The organism is Arthrobacter sp. StoSoilB22 (genome assembly GCF_019977315.1).
In the GTDB taxonomy this organism is placed as follows: domain Bacteria; phylum Actinomycetota; class Actinomycetes; order Actinomycetales; family Micrococcaceae; genus Arthrobacter.
The window spans coordinates 826,448-843,746 of the sequence record NZ_AP024652.1; the positions used below are offsets into that span (position 1 = coordinate 826,448).

Annotated in this window: 14 protein-coding genes and 1 tRNA gene; 2 read left to right on the forward strand and 13 right to left on the reverse strand. The window is 62.3% G+C overall.

Annotated features, from left to right (window positions below; translation table 11 throughout):
- Positions 1-49: 49 nt before the first annotated feature.
- The 8 genes from LDN70_RS03955 to LDN70_RS03990 form a co-directional block, all read right to left on the reverse strand.
- On the reverse strand, positions 50-1,507 hold the full coding sequence (locus LDN70_RS03955) for a dihydrolipoyl dehydrogenase family protein (RefSeq protein WP_223941805.1): 1,458 nt from the start codon (positions 1,505-1,507) through the stop codon (positions 50-52).
- A gap of 219 nt (positions 1,508-1,726) precedes the next feature.
- Positions 1,727-2,413, reverse strand: coding sequence for an N-acetylmannosamine-6-phosphate 2-epimerase (locus tag LDN70_RS03960; RefSeq protein WP_223941806.1), 687 nt, complete (start codon positions 2,411-2,413; stop codon positions 1,727-1,729).
- A gap of 22 nt (positions 2,414-2,435) precedes the next feature.
- On the reverse strand, positions 2,436-3,413 hold the full coding sequence (locus tag LDN70_RS03965) for an ROK family protein (protein ID WP_223942592.1): 978 nt from the start codon (positions 3,411-3,413) through the stop codon (positions 2,436-2,438).
- Between the two features lie 18 nt (positions 3,414-3,431).
- Entirely contained in the window at positions 3,432-4,349 is a 918-nt protein-coding gene (locus tag LDN70_RS03970; RefSeq protein WP_223941807.1) for a dihydrodipicolinate synthase family protein, read from the reverse strand.
- A 37-nt stretch (positions 4,350-4,386) separates the two neighbouring features.
- Positions 4,387-5,193 carry an ATP-binding cassette domain-containing protein gene (locus tag LDN70_RS03975; RefSeq protein ID WP_142936606.1) on the reverse strand — a complete coding sequence of 269 codons (807 nt, stop codon included), beginning with the start codon at positions 5,191-5,193 and terminating at the stop codon, positions 4,387-4,389.
- Positions 5,190-7,310: a dipeptide/oligopeptide/nickel ABC transporter permease/ATP-binding protein gene (locus LDN70_RS03980; protein WP_223941808.1), complete on the reverse strand. Its 2,121-nt coding sequence runs from the start codon at positions 7,308-7,310 to the stop codon at positions 5,190-5,192. Before LDN70_RS03980 ends, LDN70_RS03975 begins: the two co-directional genes overlap by 4 nt.
- Positions 7,311-7,313: 3 nt before the next feature.
- Positions 7,314-8,219, reverse strand: a complete 906-nt coding sequence (locus LDN70_RS03985) for an ABC transporter permease (RefSeq protein WP_142936656.1) — start codon at positions 8,217-8,219, stop codon at positions 7,314-7,316.
- Positions 8,220-8,363: 144 nt separating this feature from the next.
- Positions 8,364-10,001 (reverse strand): ABC transporter substrate-binding protein, encoded by a 1,638-nt coding sequence (locus tag LDN70_RS03990; protein ID WP_223941809.1) that lies wholly within the window; start codon positions 9,999-10,001, stop codon positions 8,364-8,366.
- A gap of 272 nt (positions 10,002-10,273) precedes the next feature.
- On the opposite strand from LDN70_RS03990, the gene LDN70_RS03995 reads away from it, so the two are divergent.
- On the forward strand, positions 10,274-11,002 hold the full coding sequence (locus LDN70_RS03995; RefSeq protein ID WP_142936603.1) for a FadR/GntR family transcriptional regulator: 729 nt from the start codon (positions 10,274-10,276) through the stop codon (positions 11,000-11,002).
- A 150-nt stretch (positions 11,003-11,152) separates the two neighbouring features.
- Here the strand turns inward: LDN70_RS03995 and LDN70_RS04000 are convergent.
- Positions 11,153-11,226 (reverse strand) — tRNA-Arg (locus LDN70_RS04000).
- Between the two features lie 284 nt (positions 11,227-11,510).
- Between LDN70_RS04000 and LDN70_RS04005 the strand changes: the two genes are divergently transcribed.
- Positions 11,511-13,337 carry a phosphoenolpyruvate carboxykinase (GTP) gene (locus LDN70_RS04005; protein ID WP_142936602.1) on the forward strand — a complete coding sequence of 609 codons (1,827 nt, stop codon included), beginning with the start codon at positions 11,511-11,513 and terminating at the stop codon, positions 13,335-13,337.
- 138 nt (positions 13,338-13,475) lie between these two features.
- On the opposite strand, the gene LDN70_RS04010 is transcribed toward LDN70_RS04005, so the two are convergent.
- From LDN70_RS04010 to LDN70_RS04025, 4 genes are all read right to left on the reverse strand, one after another.
- Positions 13,476-14,633, reverse strand: coding sequence for a globin domain-containing protein (locus tag LDN70_RS04010; RefSeq protein WP_142936601.1), 1,158 nt, complete (start codon positions 14,631-14,633; stop codon positions 13,476-13,478).
- 171 nt (positions 14,634-14,804) lie between these two features.
- A complete protein-coding gene (locus LDN70_RS04015; protein ID WP_142936600.1) occupies positions 14,805-15,275 on the reverse strand; it encodes an RrF2 family transcriptional regulator in 471 nt (156 codons plus the stop codon).
- Between the two features lie 22 nt (positions 15,276-15,297).
- Entirely contained in the window at positions 15,298-15,753 is a 456-nt protein-coding gene (locus LDN70_RS04020) for a hypothetical protein (protein WP_142936599.1), read from the reverse strand.
- An 8-nt stretch (positions 15,754-15,761) separates the two neighbouring features.
- A complete protein-coding gene (locus LDN70_RS04025) occupies positions 15,762-17,180 on the reverse strand; it encodes a phosphomannomutase/phosphoglucomutase (RefSeq protein WP_142936598.1) in 1,419 nt (472 codons plus the stop codon).
- Positions 17,181-17,299 lie beyond the last annotated feature (119 nt).

The window sequence follows — 17,299 nt, forward strand, 5'->3', positions numbered from 1 at the left end:
GTGTCTGCTGAAAGTCTAACTAAACTGACTGGTCAGTTCAAATAGAAATTTAGAGCCCGTACTTTTCCAGGAGCCGCAGCCAAACCTCGCTGATGGTGGGGTAGGAAGGAACGGCATGCCACAGCCGGTCCAACGGCACCTCGCCCACGATCGCAATGGTTGCGGAATGAAGGAGTTCCGCAACGCCCGGACCCACGAAAGTAGCTCCCAGGATGACCTTCCTGTCCTCATCAACCACTATCTGGGCCCAGCCTTTGTAGTCGGGGGAGTGCAACTGCGAGCCGGAAACGTTGATGGGGAGTTCCACGCCCGTGACATTCTTGCCCTGCAGCAGGGCCTGCTCCAGGCTCGGGCCAACCGAGGCAACCTCAGGATCTGTAAACACCACGCTCGGAACTGCGTGGTCGTTTGCCGTGTGGGCCCACGGGCTCCACGGTTTGGGTGTCCCGACGAGTTTGCCGTTAGCCCTTGCGACGATTGCGTCACCGGTTGCACGCGCCTCATATTTACCCTGATGGGTCAGGAGCACCTTGCCGGCCGCGTCCCCGGCGGCGTAAAGCCACAGTCCGCTGGTGCCATCGCTGGCAGGGCCTTCCACCAAGCCGCTGGCATCCGTTGTGAGTCGAAGGGGTTTGCTGTCCTGTGCTTCAACGCCAACATTTTCCAGGCCCAGATTGGCCAGGGCGGGGTGCCGCCCGGAGGCAACCAGGACTTTATCGGCCGTGAGCGACTTGCCGTCGAACCTGACTGTCACGGAGCCGTCGTCGTTCTCCTCCGTTTTCTCCACGTCGGTGTGGACATGAACAGCCACCCCGTCGGCGCGAAGCCCGGCCAGCACCAGGTTGGCGGCTTCCTCCGGATAGCTGCTCAGTAGTCGACCGCGGGCGATGAGGGTGACGTCCGAGCCGAGGCGCGCGAACGCCTGCGCCATCTCCACCCCTGCCACACCACCACCCAGGACCACAAAGCGCTTTGGGGCTTCCTTGGCCGCCGTGGCGCCGCGGGTAGTCCAGAAAGGTACGTCGCTCAGGCCGTCAATGTCCGGGATGGTGGGAGTTGACCCCGTAGCGACCACCACGGCATGGTGGGCTTTGAGCGCGTAACTGTTGCCATCGAGTCCATCCACCTGGACCTCGCGGGGACCAGTAATTCGGCCCCTGCCACGGATCAACTCGATCCCGGCGCTGTCCAGCCATTCAACCTGGCTGCCGTCCTGCCAATTATTGGTGAACCAGTCCCTGTGCTTAAGGGCAGCCCCGGCATCCACGGTTCCAGTAATCGCCTCTTTGGCTCCGGGCACCACTTGGGCGGCGTGGAGCACGTTACCCGGACGGAGGAGCGCCTTGGAAGGGATGCAAGCCCAGTAGGAACACTCGCCGCCCACTAGCTCGCTCTCGATGATCACCGCCGTCAGCCCGCCACGGACCACACGGTCCGCCACGTTTTCTCCAACGGCGCCCGCGCCGATCACGATTACATCGAATTCCCGGGAGCTCTCGGCAGTCATGGGGAAAGCCTACAACCGCTCCCTGCGCGTTGTGAGGCCCGTTCTGCAGGGTTTGCGTGGGGTTTAGGGCGCAGAGCAGGCCTCGCAACGTAGGGCTCTTGGTTTGTGAGGCCCGTTCTGCAGGGTTTGCGTGGGGTTTAGGGTGCAGAGCAGGCCTCGCAACGTAGGGCTCTTGGTTTGTGAGGCCCGCTTTGCAGGGTTTGCGTGGGGTTTGCAGGGCTACGCGTGCATCGCGCCCTTGAACCAGCCCGTAATCGACGCCGGGTGGGTGATCGCGGTACCAACAACCACGGCAAAGGCACCCGCCTCGAGGGCTTGGCGGGCGTGGGCCGGGGTATAAATGCGGCCCTCCGCGATGAGTGGCTTGCCCAAGTCCGCAGACGCGATCTGCTCCAGAAGCTCCAAGTCCGGACCGTCAGTCTTGGCGCGCTCGCCGGTGTAGCCGGACAACGTGGTGCCAATGAGGTCCGCACCCGCTTCGACCGCCGCCACTGCGTCATCGAACGAACCACAATCGGCCATCACCAGCGCATGGGATTCTGCATGGATACCGGCAACAGTGGCGGCCAAGGACAACCCATCCGGACGGGCCCGCCGCGTTCCATCGATCGCCACCAAATGAGCCCCCGCATTGGCAACGGCCAAGGCATGGCGAAGGGTGGGGGTGATGAAAACGCCGTCATGGCCGTCTTTCCAAAGACCAATAACAGGGACCTCGACGGCGGCACGAGCGAACTGCACGTCGGCCAAACCTTGGACGCGGATCGCCGCAGCGCCACCGATGACGGCGGAGGCCGCTACTTGTCCCGTGGTCCGGGGATCGCGCATGGGCTCGCCGGGGTAGGCCTGGCAGGAGACGATCAACTGAGAGCGGAGAGCTTCGAGGCTTTCGGGGGTGAGAATCATGGTGTCTGCCTTTACTTACGGACTACTTAAGAACGAGTTTCGCGGCGCCAACAATGGCAGCGGTGTTGCCGAGGCGTGCCCGAACAACGGGCACAGAAACCAGTGGTGTCAGCAGTTCTCTGCGTAGCGCCGTCTCCATGGGCTTCCACCAGAGTTCGCCGGCGTCGGCCAACCCACCGGAGATCACCACGGTTTCAGGGTCAAGGATGTTGATGAGCCCGCCCACGGCCTGGCCAGCGGCGGAAGCGCCGACGTCAATGGCGCGCAAGGCGGCGGTGCGGTCACCAGCGGTGGCAGCGCCAGCACCGCCGTCGTGAGCTGAAGCGGCCAGAGCGAACACGCCACGAGTGTCCAAAACCTCACTGGAAGAACCGCCAAACCGCAGGAAGGCCTCATACATCGCGGGGCCTGAAGCTATGGCCTCGACGTGCCCGGCCGAACCGCAAACACAAGGCAACGGAAGACCATCGGAAACCGCCAAAGGCGAGGCGAAATGCCCCACGTGCCCGCCAACAAAACGGTGCCCCAGAACAGGCGAACCATCCAGCACGAAGCTCCCGCCCACGCCGGTCCCGAACGCCACCATGAGCGAACTTGAGGATCCGGCAGCCGCGCCGAGCCAGGCTTCACCGAGGGCATGGGCGTGAACGTCATTGACGGCCCGCACGGAGGTGGCTGGAAGCGAAAGACGGGATGAAAGCCCCGAAACAAGCGAAGTCCCTGCCCAGCCTTGAATCGCGTCGGTCGCAGACACCACGGTCCCAGCAACAGCGTCAATGACCCCAGCGGAGCCGACGCCGACGCCGGAGACTGACATTCCGGCGTCGGCAGCGCGCTCCACCAAACCCGTGATCAGCGCAGCGGTGGCATCGAGGATCGCTTCGCCACCGGCCCGGTTCAACGTCGGAATGGTGTCCGACATCAACACCTCGCCAGAAGAGGAGACAACCCCGGCGGCGGTTTTGGTGCCGCCGAGGTCAACGCCGATCACGTGGGTCATGGAAGCCGTCATGGAAGCTTAGACCAGCCCGTTCCGCTCCAGAATTTCGCGGATCGCGGCAGTCTCGGAATCGTTCAAGGACAGCATCGGCGAGCTCATGGTGTTGGACTCGATCACGCCCATCACCTGCAGCGCGGTCTTGAACGCACCCAGACCAGCGGCTCCGCCGGACACGCGTCCGTTGGGGGCGTAGACGATCTCGAAGACGTCGGCCAGACGGTCCTGTTCACGGGCCGCCGCAGCCCAGTCGCCAGCCTGTGCGGCGTCGAACAGGCGGCGGTAGCCGGCCGGATCAACGTTGCCGAGGCCCGGAACAACGCCCTGCGCGCCGCCCAGGAGAGCGCCGTCCACCACAACTTCGTGACCGGTGAAGATGTCGAAGTTGGGGATGTCCTTGGCTGCGAGGAGCAGCTGGCGGAAGGAAACGTCGTCGCCGGAGGAGTCCTTGACGCCGGCAATGACACCGTCGCGGCCGAGGCCGACCAGAAGGTCGGTAGGCAGTTTGAAGTGCGTGCGGACCGGAACGTCGTAGGCGAAGATGGGCTTCTCGATGGCGGCGTGGATGCTGCGGAAGTGCGTTTCGGTCTCCGCGGCGTTGCCGATGGCGTAGTACATGGACGTGACCACGATCGCGTCAGCGCCGAGGTCAACCACCTTGCGGGCTTCCTCGATCACGCGGTGGGTGGTCTGCTCGTTGGCGCCCACGATCAGCGGGACTGCTCCGGCGTTGGCGTCGGCGATGGTGGAGACCACCAGCTCACGCTCATCGTTGGTGAGGTAGGGGACTTCGCCGGAGGAGCCCAGGACGAAGAGGCCGGACACACCGCCGTCGATCAGGTGCTTGGTGACGTTTTTCAGCGACGCGGTGTCGATGCTGCCGTCTGCGTGGCGGGGGGTGATGACCGGGGGGATGACGCCCTGGAACTGAGTGGACACAGAATTCTCCGTTGTTTGTAGCTTGTGAGGGGAAAAACTAGATGTGAAGCAGGCTGGGCGCGGCGCCCAGCAGCTTCTTGGTGTAGTCGTTGCTCGGGTTGTCGAAGACCTGCGCGGCTGAGCCCTGTTCGACGATCTTGCCGAAGTACATGACGCAGATACGGTCCGAGACATAGCGGACGGTCTGGATGTCGTGCGAGATGAACACCATGCCCAGGTTCAGCTGGGTTTTCAGGTCGGACAGAAGGTTCAGGACCTGCGCACGGACGGAGACGTCCAGCGCCGACGTCGGCTCGTCGGCCACGATGATGTCCGGGTCCAAAGCCAACGCGCGGGCGATCGCCACGCGCTGGCGCTGGCCGCCGGAAACCTGCGACGGCGTCACTTCGGCTGCCGATTGCGGCAAGCCAACCAGGGCCAAGAGTTCCTTGACCTTGGCGGCGCGGGAAGCAGCGTTGCCGATCCCATGAATCTGAAGGGGATCAGTGAGGATGTCCTGGATGGTCATGCGGGGGTTCAGTGCCGTCGCCGGGTCCTGGAAGACCACGGAGACGGAGCGGCCAAACTGCTTGCGCATGGCCGCGTTCCGCTTGATGGCCGGCTTTCCGTGGAACAAAACCTTGCCCGACGTCGGCGGCTGAAGTCCCACGAGGACCGAAGCAAGCGTGGACTTGCCGCAGCCGGACTCACCCACGATGCCCACGGTTTCGCCGCGGCTGATGGTGAAGTCCACGCCGTCCACGGCCTTGACGATGTTCGGACGGAACAGGCCACCGGTCCGTGCATGGTGGTAGACCTTGACGTCCTTGAGCTCGATGACGGGCTTGCCGGTCGATTCACTCATTTCGCATCCTCCTTCAGATGGCTCGCCCAGTAGTGGTCGGCATCGTCACCGTTCGCCGAGGAAACCGAAGAGACGGCGGTGAGGACCAGTTTCTGGTGGGGATCGGCGTCGGGTCGCAGTGAGCGGGCCGCGAAGCGGTCGCCCGTGGCGAAGTCCCGCGGGGACGGAACAGTGCCGGGGATCTGGTGGAGGCGAACAGCGTCGGCCTCGATGGACAGCACCGCACCGAGGAGGCCACGGGTGTACTCGTGCTTGGGGTTCTGAAGAAGCTCGGAAGCCCGTGCGGATTCCACCACTTGGCCGGCGTACATCACCGTGATGCGGTGTGCCAGCGAGGCCACCAGGGCGAGGTCGTGGCTGACGAAAACCATGGCGAAGCCGAGTTGTTCACGCAGTTCGTTGAGAAGGTCCACAACCTGCTTCTGGACAGTGACGTCCAGGGCGGTGGTGGGCTCATCGGCAACAACGATCTTGGGCGAACGGGACAGCGCCATAGCGATCAGCACGCGTTGGCGCTGGCCGCCGGAGAGCTCGTGCGGGTAGCTGGCGAGGGTCCGCACTGGATCCAGTTTCACCATTTCCAGCAGCTCTGCGGGCGTCTTGCGGCCGCCGCGCTTGGTGAGCTGCTCCAGCTGGTCCTTGATTTTCATGGACGGGTTCAGGGAGCTCAACGCGTCCTGGTAGACCATGGCGATCTGTTCGCCCCGGAGGCCCTCGTAGGCCTTCGGGTTGCTGTGCTTGGTTGCGGAGTCCAGGAGCTCCTTGCCATCGAACTTGATGGAGCCGGTGACTTGGGCAGTCTTGGGCAGCAGCCCCATCACGGCCAGGGAAGTGATGGACTTGCCACAACCGGATTCGCCCACCAGGCCCATGGTTTCGCCCTCGCGGACGGTGAAGGAGACGTTGTCCACAATCGCGATGTCGCCGAAGCGCCCCGGGAACCGGATGGAGAGGTCTTTCACCTCGAGCACGTTTCGCGCTTCGGGAGAAACCTGCGGGAGGCGGTCGGTGCGCTTCGCTTCGATTGCTGCCAGGAGTTCCAGTTCGCGGTCCAGGAGAAGGTGCGGGTTGGCGGCGGCCAGCTTCATGTCGGTGAGGACGGCTGAGGAGCCAGCCCCGGAAGTGACGCCGTCAGCGGAAGCCGCCATGACGCCGTCGAGCTCGTGTGCCTCAACCACAGAGGGCTGGGCAACGGAGGTGGCAACCTCGGCATCGACAGCAACGGCTGCGGAGGATCCGTCGTCGTCCTTTACTACCGGTGCGCGGCGGAGCTTCGGATTGACCATGGCGTCGGTGAGGCCCTCGGCCAGGATGTTCAGTGACAGCACGGTCAAGAGGATGGTGAGGCCGGCGAAGGTAGTGGCCCACCAGCCGCCGGACAGGACCAGGTTGCGGCCGTAGGAGATCACGTTGCCCCAGGAAGGAGCGGGGTCCTGCACGCCGGCGCCCAGGAAGGACAACGAGGCTTCGAGGATGATGGCGTCGGCCACCATGACAGTGGCGAACACCAGCACGGGGGCGGCGGTGTTGCGGACGATGTGCTTGACCAGGATGTAGAAGCGGCCGGCTCCGATCACGCGCTCGGCACGGACGTAGTCTTCGCCGTACTGTGCCAGCACGTTGGCACGGACCACGCGGGCCAGCTGGGGGGTGTAAATGATGGCGATCGCGATGATGATGGTGGGCACCGAGTTACCGAACGCTGCCAACAGCACGGCTGCCAGGGCGATGCCGGGGAATGCCATGAGGATGTCCATGAGCCGCATGATGATCTCGTTCACGGACTTGCTGGAGGTGGCCGCGAACGAACCGAGGAGCGCTCCGGCCAAGATGGCCAGGGCAACAGCGCCCAGACCGATCATCAGCGACGACTGTGCGCCAAACAGGAGCCGGGAGAAGATGTCACGGCCCAGGCGGTCGGTGCCAAAGAAGTGTTCGGCGCCGGGCGGCGTGGCCGGGATGAAGGTCTCCAGAGGATCGTGCGGAGCGATGACCGGCGCGAAGATCGCTGCCAGGACAATCACCATGAGGAAGACCAGGGCGATACGGGAGCCCCAGGGCAGGGCCTTGAAACGAATGCCCGGGGCACTTAGCCGTTCTGCGAGCTTGCTGCGCATGAGCTATACCGTCCTGATTCGGGGGTTGATGAGCAGGTAAAGGAGGTCCACCACAATGTTCACCAGAACAAAGGTGACCGAGATGGTGAGCACCACGCCCTGGACAAGGTTGACGTCCAGGTTGGTGATGCCGTTGAGGATCAGTTGGCCCATGCCGGGCAGGGCGAAAATCATTTCAATCACGACGGCGCCACCCAGCAAGTAGCCCACGCGGAGTCCCAGCACGGTCACCGGGGTGACGAGCGCGTTGCGGAGGACGTTCTTGGAGACCACCTCGCGGTAAGGGACACCGTTGCCGATGGCGGTGCGGACGTAGTCGCGGTCCAGCTCTTCAACCATCGAGGTGCGGACCACGCGGATCAGGGACGCTGAGACCGGGATGCCGAGGGCGAGTGCCGGGAGGGCCATCGAGTTGAGCCAACCGCCAAAGCCGGATTCCGGCGTCGCAATTCCGCCTGAGGGGAACATCGGGTTCTCGCCCAGAGCGAACCACTGGATGAGCAGGATGCCGAGCCAGAATGACGGCGTAGCAATCGCGGCGATGGAGAAGACGCGGACCAGCTGGTCCTGCCATTTGTCGCGGTACAGGGCGCCCATGATGCCGAAGGCCAGGGAGAGCACGATCGCAATGAGGACGCCAAGGAAGGTGAGTTGAAGGGTCAGAGGGAACGCCGAGGCGATCATGGACGCCACCGACTTGGCCGGTGGTGTGGTGACCCCGAGGTCGAACTGCAGGAGCTTGCCGAGGAATCGGAAGTACTGCAGGACCAGGGGGTCGTTCAGGCCATTGTCCTGGCGGTACTGCTGCTTGGCTTCTTCGCTGGCGCCATCGCCGAGGGCGGAGCTTGCCTGATCGCCGGGAGCGGCCTGCAGGACGAGGAAGACGAGCAACGTAATGCCCAGGATCATCAATGGCAATGCTGCAAGTCTGCGGCCTAGCAAACGCAATATGGTGACCAATGTATTCTCCGGTTGATCTGGTTGGGAGGCCCGCTCTGCAGGGTTTTTGGGGGTTAAACCCTGCAGAGCGGGCCTCACAACGCGAAGGGTTGCTTAGGCTGTGCGTCCGACGTCGACGAAGGACAAGCCGGTGGTGGGCAGGGGCTGGAAGCCGTTGAGCTTCTTTTCATCCCATGCGCTGGGCAATTGGCGGTGGAAGACCGGGTACAGGGGAACTTCGTCCGAAACCATGTCCACGATTTCACTCACGATCTTCTTGGCTTCCTCACCTGAAGCCTGCGAGCCCTTGTTCATGAGCTCCTGCAGCTTGGTACGCTCCGGCGTGGTCCAGAAGGCGCGCTTGTCCATCCATGTTGCACCCGAGTAGAACCAGCTCAAGAGGAGGTCCGCGTCGTTACCGAAAACGGAGGGATCGCCGGGAGCTGCGACCACGGAGAAATCACCCTTGCCAACGCGGTCGCTGTACAAAGCGCCGGACTGGAGGCTCTTGACGGTGACCTTGACTCCAGGGATCTTGTTCCAGGATTCGAGGATCAGCGGCGCAACATCCTTCACCCAGGCGGTGTCCGTTGTGAGGAGTTCGAATTCGAGACTGGTGACGCCGGCCTGCTTCAGGAGTTCCTCAGCCTTGGACGTATCGAAGCCGTAGACGTTCTTGGCCTTGACGTAATCCGGATGGCCTTCCTGGAAGTAGGACGTGGCAGCCTTGGCGTTGCCGAACAGGGCCTTCTTAATGATGGCTTCCTTGTCCATGCCGTAGTGCAGGGCCTGACGGACCAGCTTGTTGTCGAACGGTGCCTTGGCGCAGTTGAACATGAGGAACAGCAGGCCGAAGGACTGGACGGACTCCACCTTGACCTTGGACTTCAGCCCGTCAACGTCCAGGTAGGGTACGTCTTCGATCGCCTGGACGCGTCCGGACTGCACAGCGGTGACACGGGCGGCGGCATCTGAGAGCAACAACCAGTTCATCCCCTTGGCCAATGCCGGCTTGGGGCCGTTGTAGTCAGCGAATGCTTCGAACACGATCTTGTCATCCTTGACCGCCGAAACGAGCTTATAGGGGCCGGAGCCCACTGGCTTGGCATCGAAGGCTTTCAGGTCGGTGGCCAGCGCCTTGGGCACAATCTTGACTACCGAGATGCGGGGCCCGAAGCCGGGGAAGGCGTACTTCAGAGTGAACTCAACCGTCTTCTCGTCCAGCGGCTTGACGTCCTGGATGAAGGGAATGAACTGGGAGAACAGGGACTTGTTGGCCGGATCCATCACGCGGGTGAAGGAGAAAGCGACGTCCTCGGTGGTGACGGGGGAGCCATCATGGAACTTGGCACCCTCGCGAATGGTCACCTGGTAGGTGGTGTCGTTGACCTTCTTGGGGTCTGCGGCAGCCAAAGCGTTGTACGGCTGACGCGTGGCGGGGTGCAGTTCGATGAGGCCTTCGAAGATGTGCAGGTTGGCGGCCATAGGGGTGGCGCCGGAGGAGCTCAGCGGGTCAAAACCCGTGGAGAGTGCGTAGGAGATGCCTGCCTCGATGATGAGGTCCTTGTTGACCGCAGCCGTGTTGGTGGTGGTGCCCGTGGTGGTGCTGGCAGCGCCGCCGCACGCAGAAAGGGTTGCCGTGAAGGCGGCTGCTGCACCAACTGCGCCGCTTAGCTTCAGGAAGTTCCGGCGGCTGGCGTCATTGACCAGCGGCAGGCTGTGGATCGTCTTGCTCATAGGGTGCCTCACCATTCGCGTTTCGTGGGTTATCGGATGTAGGACGTCCGATGCTCGTATGGAAACTGTAAGGGCGGTCACAACGGAACGTCAAGTGGGGGATTTCCGGCTGCGGCCGGCGCGGAAGGGAATTCTCAGGGAGGAATCCGGTAGCACAGCTATCGGGGAGGTGGGACATCCGATATTGTATGCTGCGAGTAAGTCATTCTGCGGTGGGCACTAAGCTCGCCTCAATATTAACACCGCACCGCCTTCTCATAGGGTGGCGCATTGGCAAGGAGAGCGCCATGACAACTTCCGGTGTAGTTCCGCAAGCGCGGTTCAGTGCACAGGCCCGGCTGCGTGCTTTGCAGTCGGACATTATGGAATTGATCCTTGAGCGTGAGCTCGAGGCGGGCGATCCATTGCCCACGGAGAGCGAGCTTTCCGGGGCACTCGGCGTAGGGCGTAATACGCTCCGCGAATCCCTCAAAGTTCTTCAGGCGCTTGGTGTCATTGAAATCCGTCATGGCTTCGGCATGTTCGTGGCGCCGAGTAACTTCGATGCCCTGGCCGACGGGCTGACCTTCCGAGGGCGCCTTTCACTCCGACACCAAGGCCTTGAAGCCCTGCAGCTGGTGGACGTGCGCCAAGCCCTGGAATCCGGGCTGATTGGCTCCTCCATGGATGTCATGACCAAAGAGCAGCTCGCCTCCATCGAAGAAGCCGTGAAGCAGATGGAAGAACTCGCCGCCGCCGGCGAGAATTTTGTTGCCGCGGACGCTGAGTTCCACCGCCGTCTGTTTGAACCCCTCAACAACGAGCTCCTGATCAACCTGATGGGCGTCTTCTGGAAGGTGTACCGGAAGATCCACGTGGAGATCGGACCGGGCAATGAGGACCTGGCGAAAACTGCCGCCATGCACCGCAGCATCTACGCCGCGGTCGCAGCCGGGGACAAAGTCTCGGCGTCCGAACTGCTCAATCGCCACTTCGATGGCATCCGTCGCCGCATCAGTGAAGCGGTGGGCGACTAACGGACTTAACCGCAAGGGCCGCCGTCGTACTTCTTTGAAAAGTACGACGGCGGCCCTTGCTGTTTCTGCGTTCGGGTCACCGGCCGCTTACTGAGGTCAGCCGGGCATAAAAAAGACCCGCACAGGCGAACCGGTGCGGGTCTTCATCTGTGCGCCCAAAGGGATTCGAACCCCTGACCTTCTGTTCCGTAGACAGACGCTCTATCCAGCTGAGCTATGGGCGCATTTCATGTGATTCTCGGCGGTCTGTTTCTCTGACCCCCTCGAACCTCAATAAACTTTACAGAAGTTCATGTGAAGTTCCAAATCGAAAAGCTGTAATCTGCGCAACTAGACCGGTCTAGGTGACCTTCGTCACTTAATTCTAGCCTTCTCGATCCTCAAACCCTGATTTCTAGCGGTTTTCGCCCTACGCCTCTGTGGATGTCCGATGTCTGACAGCGGATTGGTCTGGTCCGCGGCCCCTATCGTTTAGGACACACCACTGAACCCGAGGAAGGGAACCGCAATGGGCGATCTGGCGCGACTGCCGCTGCTTGAGAAGGCACCTACTACGCATGCACGCCTTCTGGCCTGGGTTGAGGAAGTTGCCGAGCTGACTCAGCCGGACCGCATCCACTGGGTTGATGGCAGCGAAGCAGAAAATAAGAAGCTCACCGACGAACTGGTCGAGGCCGGCACGCTGAAGCGTCTGAACCCGGAAACGTTCCCGAATTCCTTCGCGGCGTTCTCCGACCCCGCTGACGTTGCCCGTGTGGAGGAACAAACCTTCATCTGCTCCGAGAATGAGCGCGATGCAGGCTTCACCAACAACTGGATGGCCCCGGCCGAAATGAAGCAGAAGCTGCGCGGACTGTTCGCCGGCTCCATGCGCGGCCGCACCATGTACGTCATTCCGTTCGTCATGGGCCACCTGGATGCCGAGGACCCGAAGTTTGGCGTCGAGATCACCGACTCCGCCTACGTTGTTGCCTCCATGCGCATCATGGCCCGAATCGGTACGGACGTCCTGGATCGCATCACGCAGACCGACGCTTTCTTCGTACCTGCCCTCCACTCACTGGGCGCCCCGCTGGAAGCCGGCCAGGAAGACGTTGCATGGCCGTGCAACACCGACAAGTGGATTGTGCACTTCCCGGAAGAGCGCTCCATCTGGTCCTTCGGATCGGGCTACGGCGGAAACGCCCTGCTGGGTAAGAAGTGCTACGCGCTGCGCATCGCCTCGGTGATGGCCCGCGACGAAGGCTGGCTGGCCGAGCACATGCTCATCCTCAAGCTGACCTCCCCGGAGCAGAAGACCTACTACATCTCCGCTGCCTTCCCGTCCGCTTGTGGCAAGACCAACCTTGCGTTGCTCGACCCCACCATCAAGGGCTGGAAGGTTGAGACCCTAGGTGACGACATCACCTGGATGCGCTTCGGCAAGGAAGGTGAGCTCCGCGCCGTCAACCCCGAGGCCGGCCTGTTCGGCGTCGCTCCCGGCACTGGCTGGGGCACCAACCCCAACGCCATGCGTGCCATCGCCAAGGGCAACAGCATCTTCACCAACGTGGCCCTGACTGACGACGGTGGCGTCTGGTGGGAAGGTATGACCGAGGAAACTCCGGCACACCTGACCGACTGGCGCGGTGAGTCCTGGACTCCGGACTCGGACAAGCCTGCCGCCCACCCGAACTCCCGATTCTGCACGCCGATTGACCAGATCGACATGCTGGCCGAAGAGTACTTCAGCCCCGAAGGCGTGGAGCTGTCCGCGATCCTGTTCGGCGGCCGCCGCAAGACCACCATTCCGCTGGTCACCGAGGCCCGCAACTGGTCCAACGGCATTTTCATGGGATCCACCCTGTCCTCCGAAACCACGGCTGCTGCCGCGGGTGCCGTTGGTGTGGTCCGCCGCGACCCCATGGCCATGCTGCCGTTCATCGGCTACGACGCAGGTGACTACCTGAACCACTGGGTGAACCTGTCTGCCAAGGCTAACCCGGAGCGGCTGCCCAAGATCTTCCTGGTCAACTGGTTCCGTCGCACGGCTGAAGGCGGCTTCGCCTGGCCTGGCTTCGGAGACAACGCCCGTGTGCTCAAGTGGGCCATCGAGCGCCTCGAAGGTAAGGCCGACGCCGTGGAGACCCCCATCGGCTTCGTGCCGACCGGCGAATCCATCGATCTTGAGGGCCTGGACATGACCCCGGCTGAGGTCGAGTCTGCCGTTCGCGTCGACCCCGAAGAGTGGGCAACCGAACTGGCGTCCATCGAGGAATGGTTCGCTAACTTCGGCGAATCCCTCCCGGCGGCGCTCCAGTCCGAGCTGGACGGTCTCAAGACCCGTCTGGGCTAGACCTCTTAGGAACAACGGCGTTCTTAAGTGAACGACGACGGCCCGTCACCTTTCGTATGAAAGGTGGCGGGCCGCCGTCGTGCTGTCAGGGAAGCCGTGCTGTCAGCCAAAGCCGTGCTGGGGCTTAGGCCGTGTGGCTTAGCTGGCGAGCCAAACGTCCGGACCGAACACTTCGTAATGAATGCGTGTGGCCGGAATCCCGGCGTCGATCGCTTCGTCGCGGATCTTCTTCATGAAGGGGAGCGGTCCGCAAAGATAAAGCGAAGCATCGGCGGGCATGTCCACTTCGCGCAGTGACATGAAACCCTGGGCGGCCGAGGCGTGCGGTGTTTCGAGCCAGAGCTTCAGATCAGCGTTGATGGTGGCGGCGTCAGCCTTCATCTGGCCGCTGAGTGCCCAGTTCTCCATAGTTTTCTCAGCATGAAGGACCAGGACCTGCCGGTCGGTGCCTGTTTGCGCGAGAGCCCGCAGGATTGACGCCGTGGGGGTGCAGCCAATGCCCGCCGATGCCAGAATGACCGGGCTATCTCCTTCTTTAAGGGTGATTTCGCCGTATGGGTTGGAGATCTCAAGGACGTCGCCAGGTTCGACGCCGGTGTGCAGGGCGGTGGATACCTCACCGCCGTCGTTCAGCTTGGTGGTGAAGACCCTGCGTGTGCCCGTGTCACCGGACAGTGAATATTGGCGCACTTGGCGGAGGCCGTCGGGAAGCTGGACCTTGACGCTGACGTACTGACCAGGTTTTGCCGCCGTCACCGGAGTTTGGTCGGCCGGTTCCAGGGTGAATGTCATGGCATCCGTGCCCGCAGGCTCCTTGCTGGTCACGCGCCAGGGCATCCACATTTTGTCATTGGCCTGAGCGGCGTAGAGATCCTTTTCAAGCTTGATCAGGGCATCTGCCATGAGCCAGTAGACCTCTGTCCATGCTTCCGCAATTTCCGGAGTGATGACCTCGGACAAGTCCGCGGCGATGGCTGCGAAGAGGTGCTCGTAGACCACTCCGTACTGATCCTCCGTGATCCCCAAGGATGCGTGCTTGTGGGCAATCCGGGAAAGTACCTTTTCGGGGAGTGTGTCCGGGTTATTGATGAGGTGGGTCGCGAAGGCCGCGATGCTTCCGGCGAGTGCCCGCTGCTGATCTCCTGAGCGCTGGTTGGATCGGCTGAAGAGTCCATCGAGCAATTCGGGGTGTGCTGCAAAGAGCCGATTGTAGAAATCGACGGTGATCGTGCCAATCCGTGAGCCGACCAAGGGCAAAGTAGCTTCGATGATGGGGCGGGACTTTTCCGAGAGCATGGTTCTCCTGGTGTAGGGGCCGGTAACCCGAGGGTATATAAGTATTTGTAATGCGTATATTTATATCTCAAGTTCTACACTGCGTAGAAGAGTTGTGCAAACTGGATTCTTTCCGCTCGGGCAGGCCGAAGCGGGACCTACGGGAAAGGGGCTTACTAGCCCCGTTACCAGCTACGGTTGCGTCGCCGGTGTCCTGAACTCCGGGCGCAATCCGATGGACTGGAACACCGGGATCATCTGGCGAGCATGGGGGAGGGAAGCAATGACCACGGAATCCAGCTCCGTGTAGAACGCTTCCCTGGCCCGGTTCATCGCATGCCGCAGGCCGCACTCATTGATAAGCGGGCAATTCTTGGTGGGGGATTGGCACTCCGCCGGATCCTGCCGGCTGTCCAAATGCCGAAGGACTTCGCCGACTGTGGCCCTCCGCCCCGACTCATTGAGCCGGGAGCCGCCCAACCGGCCCCGTTCAACGTCGATATAACCCAGTGCACGCAAGCGAACCATAGCCTTGCTGACATGGTTGTACGGCGTTCCCACGGCATCGGCCACCGCTTGGGTGGTCAGCAGTGTGCCCTCAGGGGCCGCGGCCAACACCATGATGGCGCGAAGGCTGACATCTGCGAAGGCGTTGATTTTCATGGGATCAGCTCACGGGTAAGGTCTAGTCCACCCAAATGGATGGTTCGTGGGTATCTGGCTCCATGGCGCTAAAAGCAAAACCGTCCACTGTGGGAACGTACGGAATTATTGCCGCACGGACTTCCCCGTCCCTGTGCTCGGCTGCACCATGAATGCCATCAGATCCATGATCCGGCAGGTTGACGTCACTCACAACAGCCACGGCCTTGAATTCGTCACGGCCCTGGCGCAGCAATCCCTGGATGTCGGCCAACATCTGACCGGCATCCACGTCGCCGTTTTCGTCCGGCTCGCCGGGGGCGATCATCACTAGCCGTAGCTCGTCGTCATTCGACAGCGTGACGCCGAACGGAAAGAAACCACCGTTCTGCTGGATGTGCTCCTGTGCTGTGCCTAATGCTGTGCCCAGCGTCTCGCGGAGTTCGCGGTCCTGGACCGACTCGTCGTCGCCGGCTGCGCTGGTGGGCTGTTCGCTCATGCTGGTGCCTAGGCCCGGACCAGAGCCAGGACGCGGTCGCGGATCTTTTCCATGGTTGCCTGATCCTTGGCTTCTGCATTCAGGCGCAGGAAGGGCTCCGTGTTGGACGGGCGGAGGTTGAACCACCAGCTGCCGTCCTTGGCTGTGAACGTGCTGCCGTCCATGTGGTCGATGTCGATGTCTTCGGTTTGGAAGTCGATGCGAACACGTTCGACTGCGCCGGCCTTGTCCTCGATCTCGGAGTTGATCTCACCGGAAGAGACGTAGGGCTCGTATTGGCGGCCGAGCTCCGAGAGCGGACCGTCTTGCTCACCCAAGGCGGCGAGGACGTGCATGGCGGCAAGCATGCCGGTGTCAGCGTTCCAGAAATCCCGGAAGTAGAAGTGTGCGGAGTGCTCCCCGCCGAACACGGCGCCTTCCTCGGCCATGACAGCCTTGATGAAGGAGTGTCCAACGCGGGTCCGCACGGCACGGCCTCCATCCTTGGCCACGAGCTCGGGCACGGCTTTGGAGGTGAGGAGGTTGTGGATGATCACCGGAGTCTCCTCACCCGCAGCCTGTGCGCGGGCGATCTCACGGCGTGCCACCATGCCGGTGATCGCAGACGGAGAAACGGGCTCGCCCTTCTCGTCAATGACAAAGCAGCGGTCCGCGTCGCCGTCGAACGCGAGGCCGATATCCGCGCCGTGCTTGACGACAGCGGCCTGCAGGTCGCGCAGGTTTTCCGGCTCCAGGGGGTTGGCCGGGTGGTTCGGGAACGAGCCATCGAGTTCAAAGTACAGGGGAACGATTTCGAAGGGCAGCGCCGGGAGGAGTTTGTCGCCGAGTACTGCCGGGGTGGTAAGGCCGGCCATGCCGTTGCCAGCATCCACCACGATCTTCAAGGGACGGGATCCGGAAAGGTCAACGAGCTTCCGCAGGTACTCGGAGTAGTCCTTCAGGACGTCGTGGACGCCGATCTCGCCGCGGGTGGCTGCCGCGGGGATAATGCCGGTATTCAGGTACTGCTCAGCAAGGGTCTGAATTTCCTTGAGCCCGCTCTCTGAAGAGATGGGCTGGGCACCGGCCTTGGACATCTTGATCCCGTTGTACGCGGCGGGGTTGTGACTGGCGGTAAACGTTGCGCCGGCAGCGTTCAAGGCCCCGCAAGCGTAGTAGAGCTCGTCGGTTGAGATGAGGTCCAGCAACTGAACGTTCGCGCCACGCGTGGCGGCACCATTGGCAAAGGCTTGGCTGAACTCAGGGGAGGAGGGGCGCATGTCGCCGCCAACCAGTACCGTTTCACCTTCCAAGCCCAGGACGTCGATGAAGGCAGCGCCGACGGCCTCGACGATTTCAGCCGTGATGGTTTCCCCCACGATGCCCCGGACGTCGTACGCCTTGAAGGAAGCCGAGAGGTCGAATGTCTTGTTCTGCTCGCTAGTCACGGGCTCAATCCTACTGTGGCAACGCAGTTCGGGTTGAACCTGCACACGGGACCTGTGGATAGTGTTTGTCCACATAGCAGGGCAACCGGGTTCTGGCTGTCAGGGTCGGCTGGAATACT

What these genes read in the sequence shown, in the direction of transcription:
- LDN70_RS03990 (WP_223941809.1), bottom strand. Translation starts at nt 10,001, where the DNA reads ATGGTGAGGCACCCTATGAGCAAGACGATCCACAGCCTGCCGCTGGTC.
- LDN70_RS03960 (WP_223941806.1), bottom strand. Translation starts at nt 2,413, where the DNA reads ATGATTCTCACCCCCGAAAGCCTCGAAGCTCTCCGCTCTCAGTTGATC.
- LDN70_RS04020 (WP_142936599.1), bottom strand. Translation starts at nt 15,753, where the DNA reads ATGAGCGAACAGCCCACCAGCGCAGCCGGCGACGACGAGTCGGTCCAG.
- LDN70_RS03955 (WP_223941805.1), bottom strand. Translation starts at nt 1,507, where the DNA reads ATGACTGCCGAGAGCTCCCGGGAATTCGATGTAATCGTGATCGGCGCG.
- LDN70_RS03985 (WP_142936656.1), bottom strand. Translation starts at nt 8,219, where the DNA reads ATGATCCTGGGCATTACGTTGCTCGTCTTCCTCGTCCTGCAGGCCGCT.
- LDN70_RS03965 (WP_223942592.1), bottom strand. Translation starts at nt 3,413, where the DNA reads ATGACCCACGTGATCGGCGTTGACCTCGGCGGCACCAAAACCGCCGCC.
- LDN70_RS03995 (WP_142936603.1), top strand. Translation starts at nt 10,274, where the DNA reads ATGACAACTTCCGGTGTAGTTCCGCAAGCGCGGTTCAGTGCACAGGCC.
- LDN70_RS04010 (WP_142936601.1), bottom strand. Translation starts at nt 14,633, where the DNA reads ATGCTCTCGGAAAAGTCCCGCCCCATCATCGAAGCTACTTTGCCCTTG.
- LDN70_RS04015 (WP_142936600.1), bottom strand. Translation starts at nt 15,275, where the DNA reads ATGAAAATCAACGCCTTCGCAGATGTCAGCCTTCGCGCCATCATGGTG.
- LDN70_RS04005 (WP_142936602.1), top strand. Translation starts at nt 11,511, where the DNA reads ATGGGCGATCTGGCGCGACTGCCGCTGCTTGAGAAGGCACCTACTACG.
- LDN70_RS03980 (WP_223941808.1), bottom strand. Translation starts at nt 7,310, where the DNA reads ATGCGCAGCAAGCTCGCAGAACGGCTAAGTGCCCCGGGCATTCGTTTC.
- LDN70_RS03975 (WP_142936606.1), bottom strand. Translation starts at nt 5,193, where the DNA reads ATGAGTGAATCGACCGGCAAGCCCGTCATCGAGCTCAAGGACGTCAAG.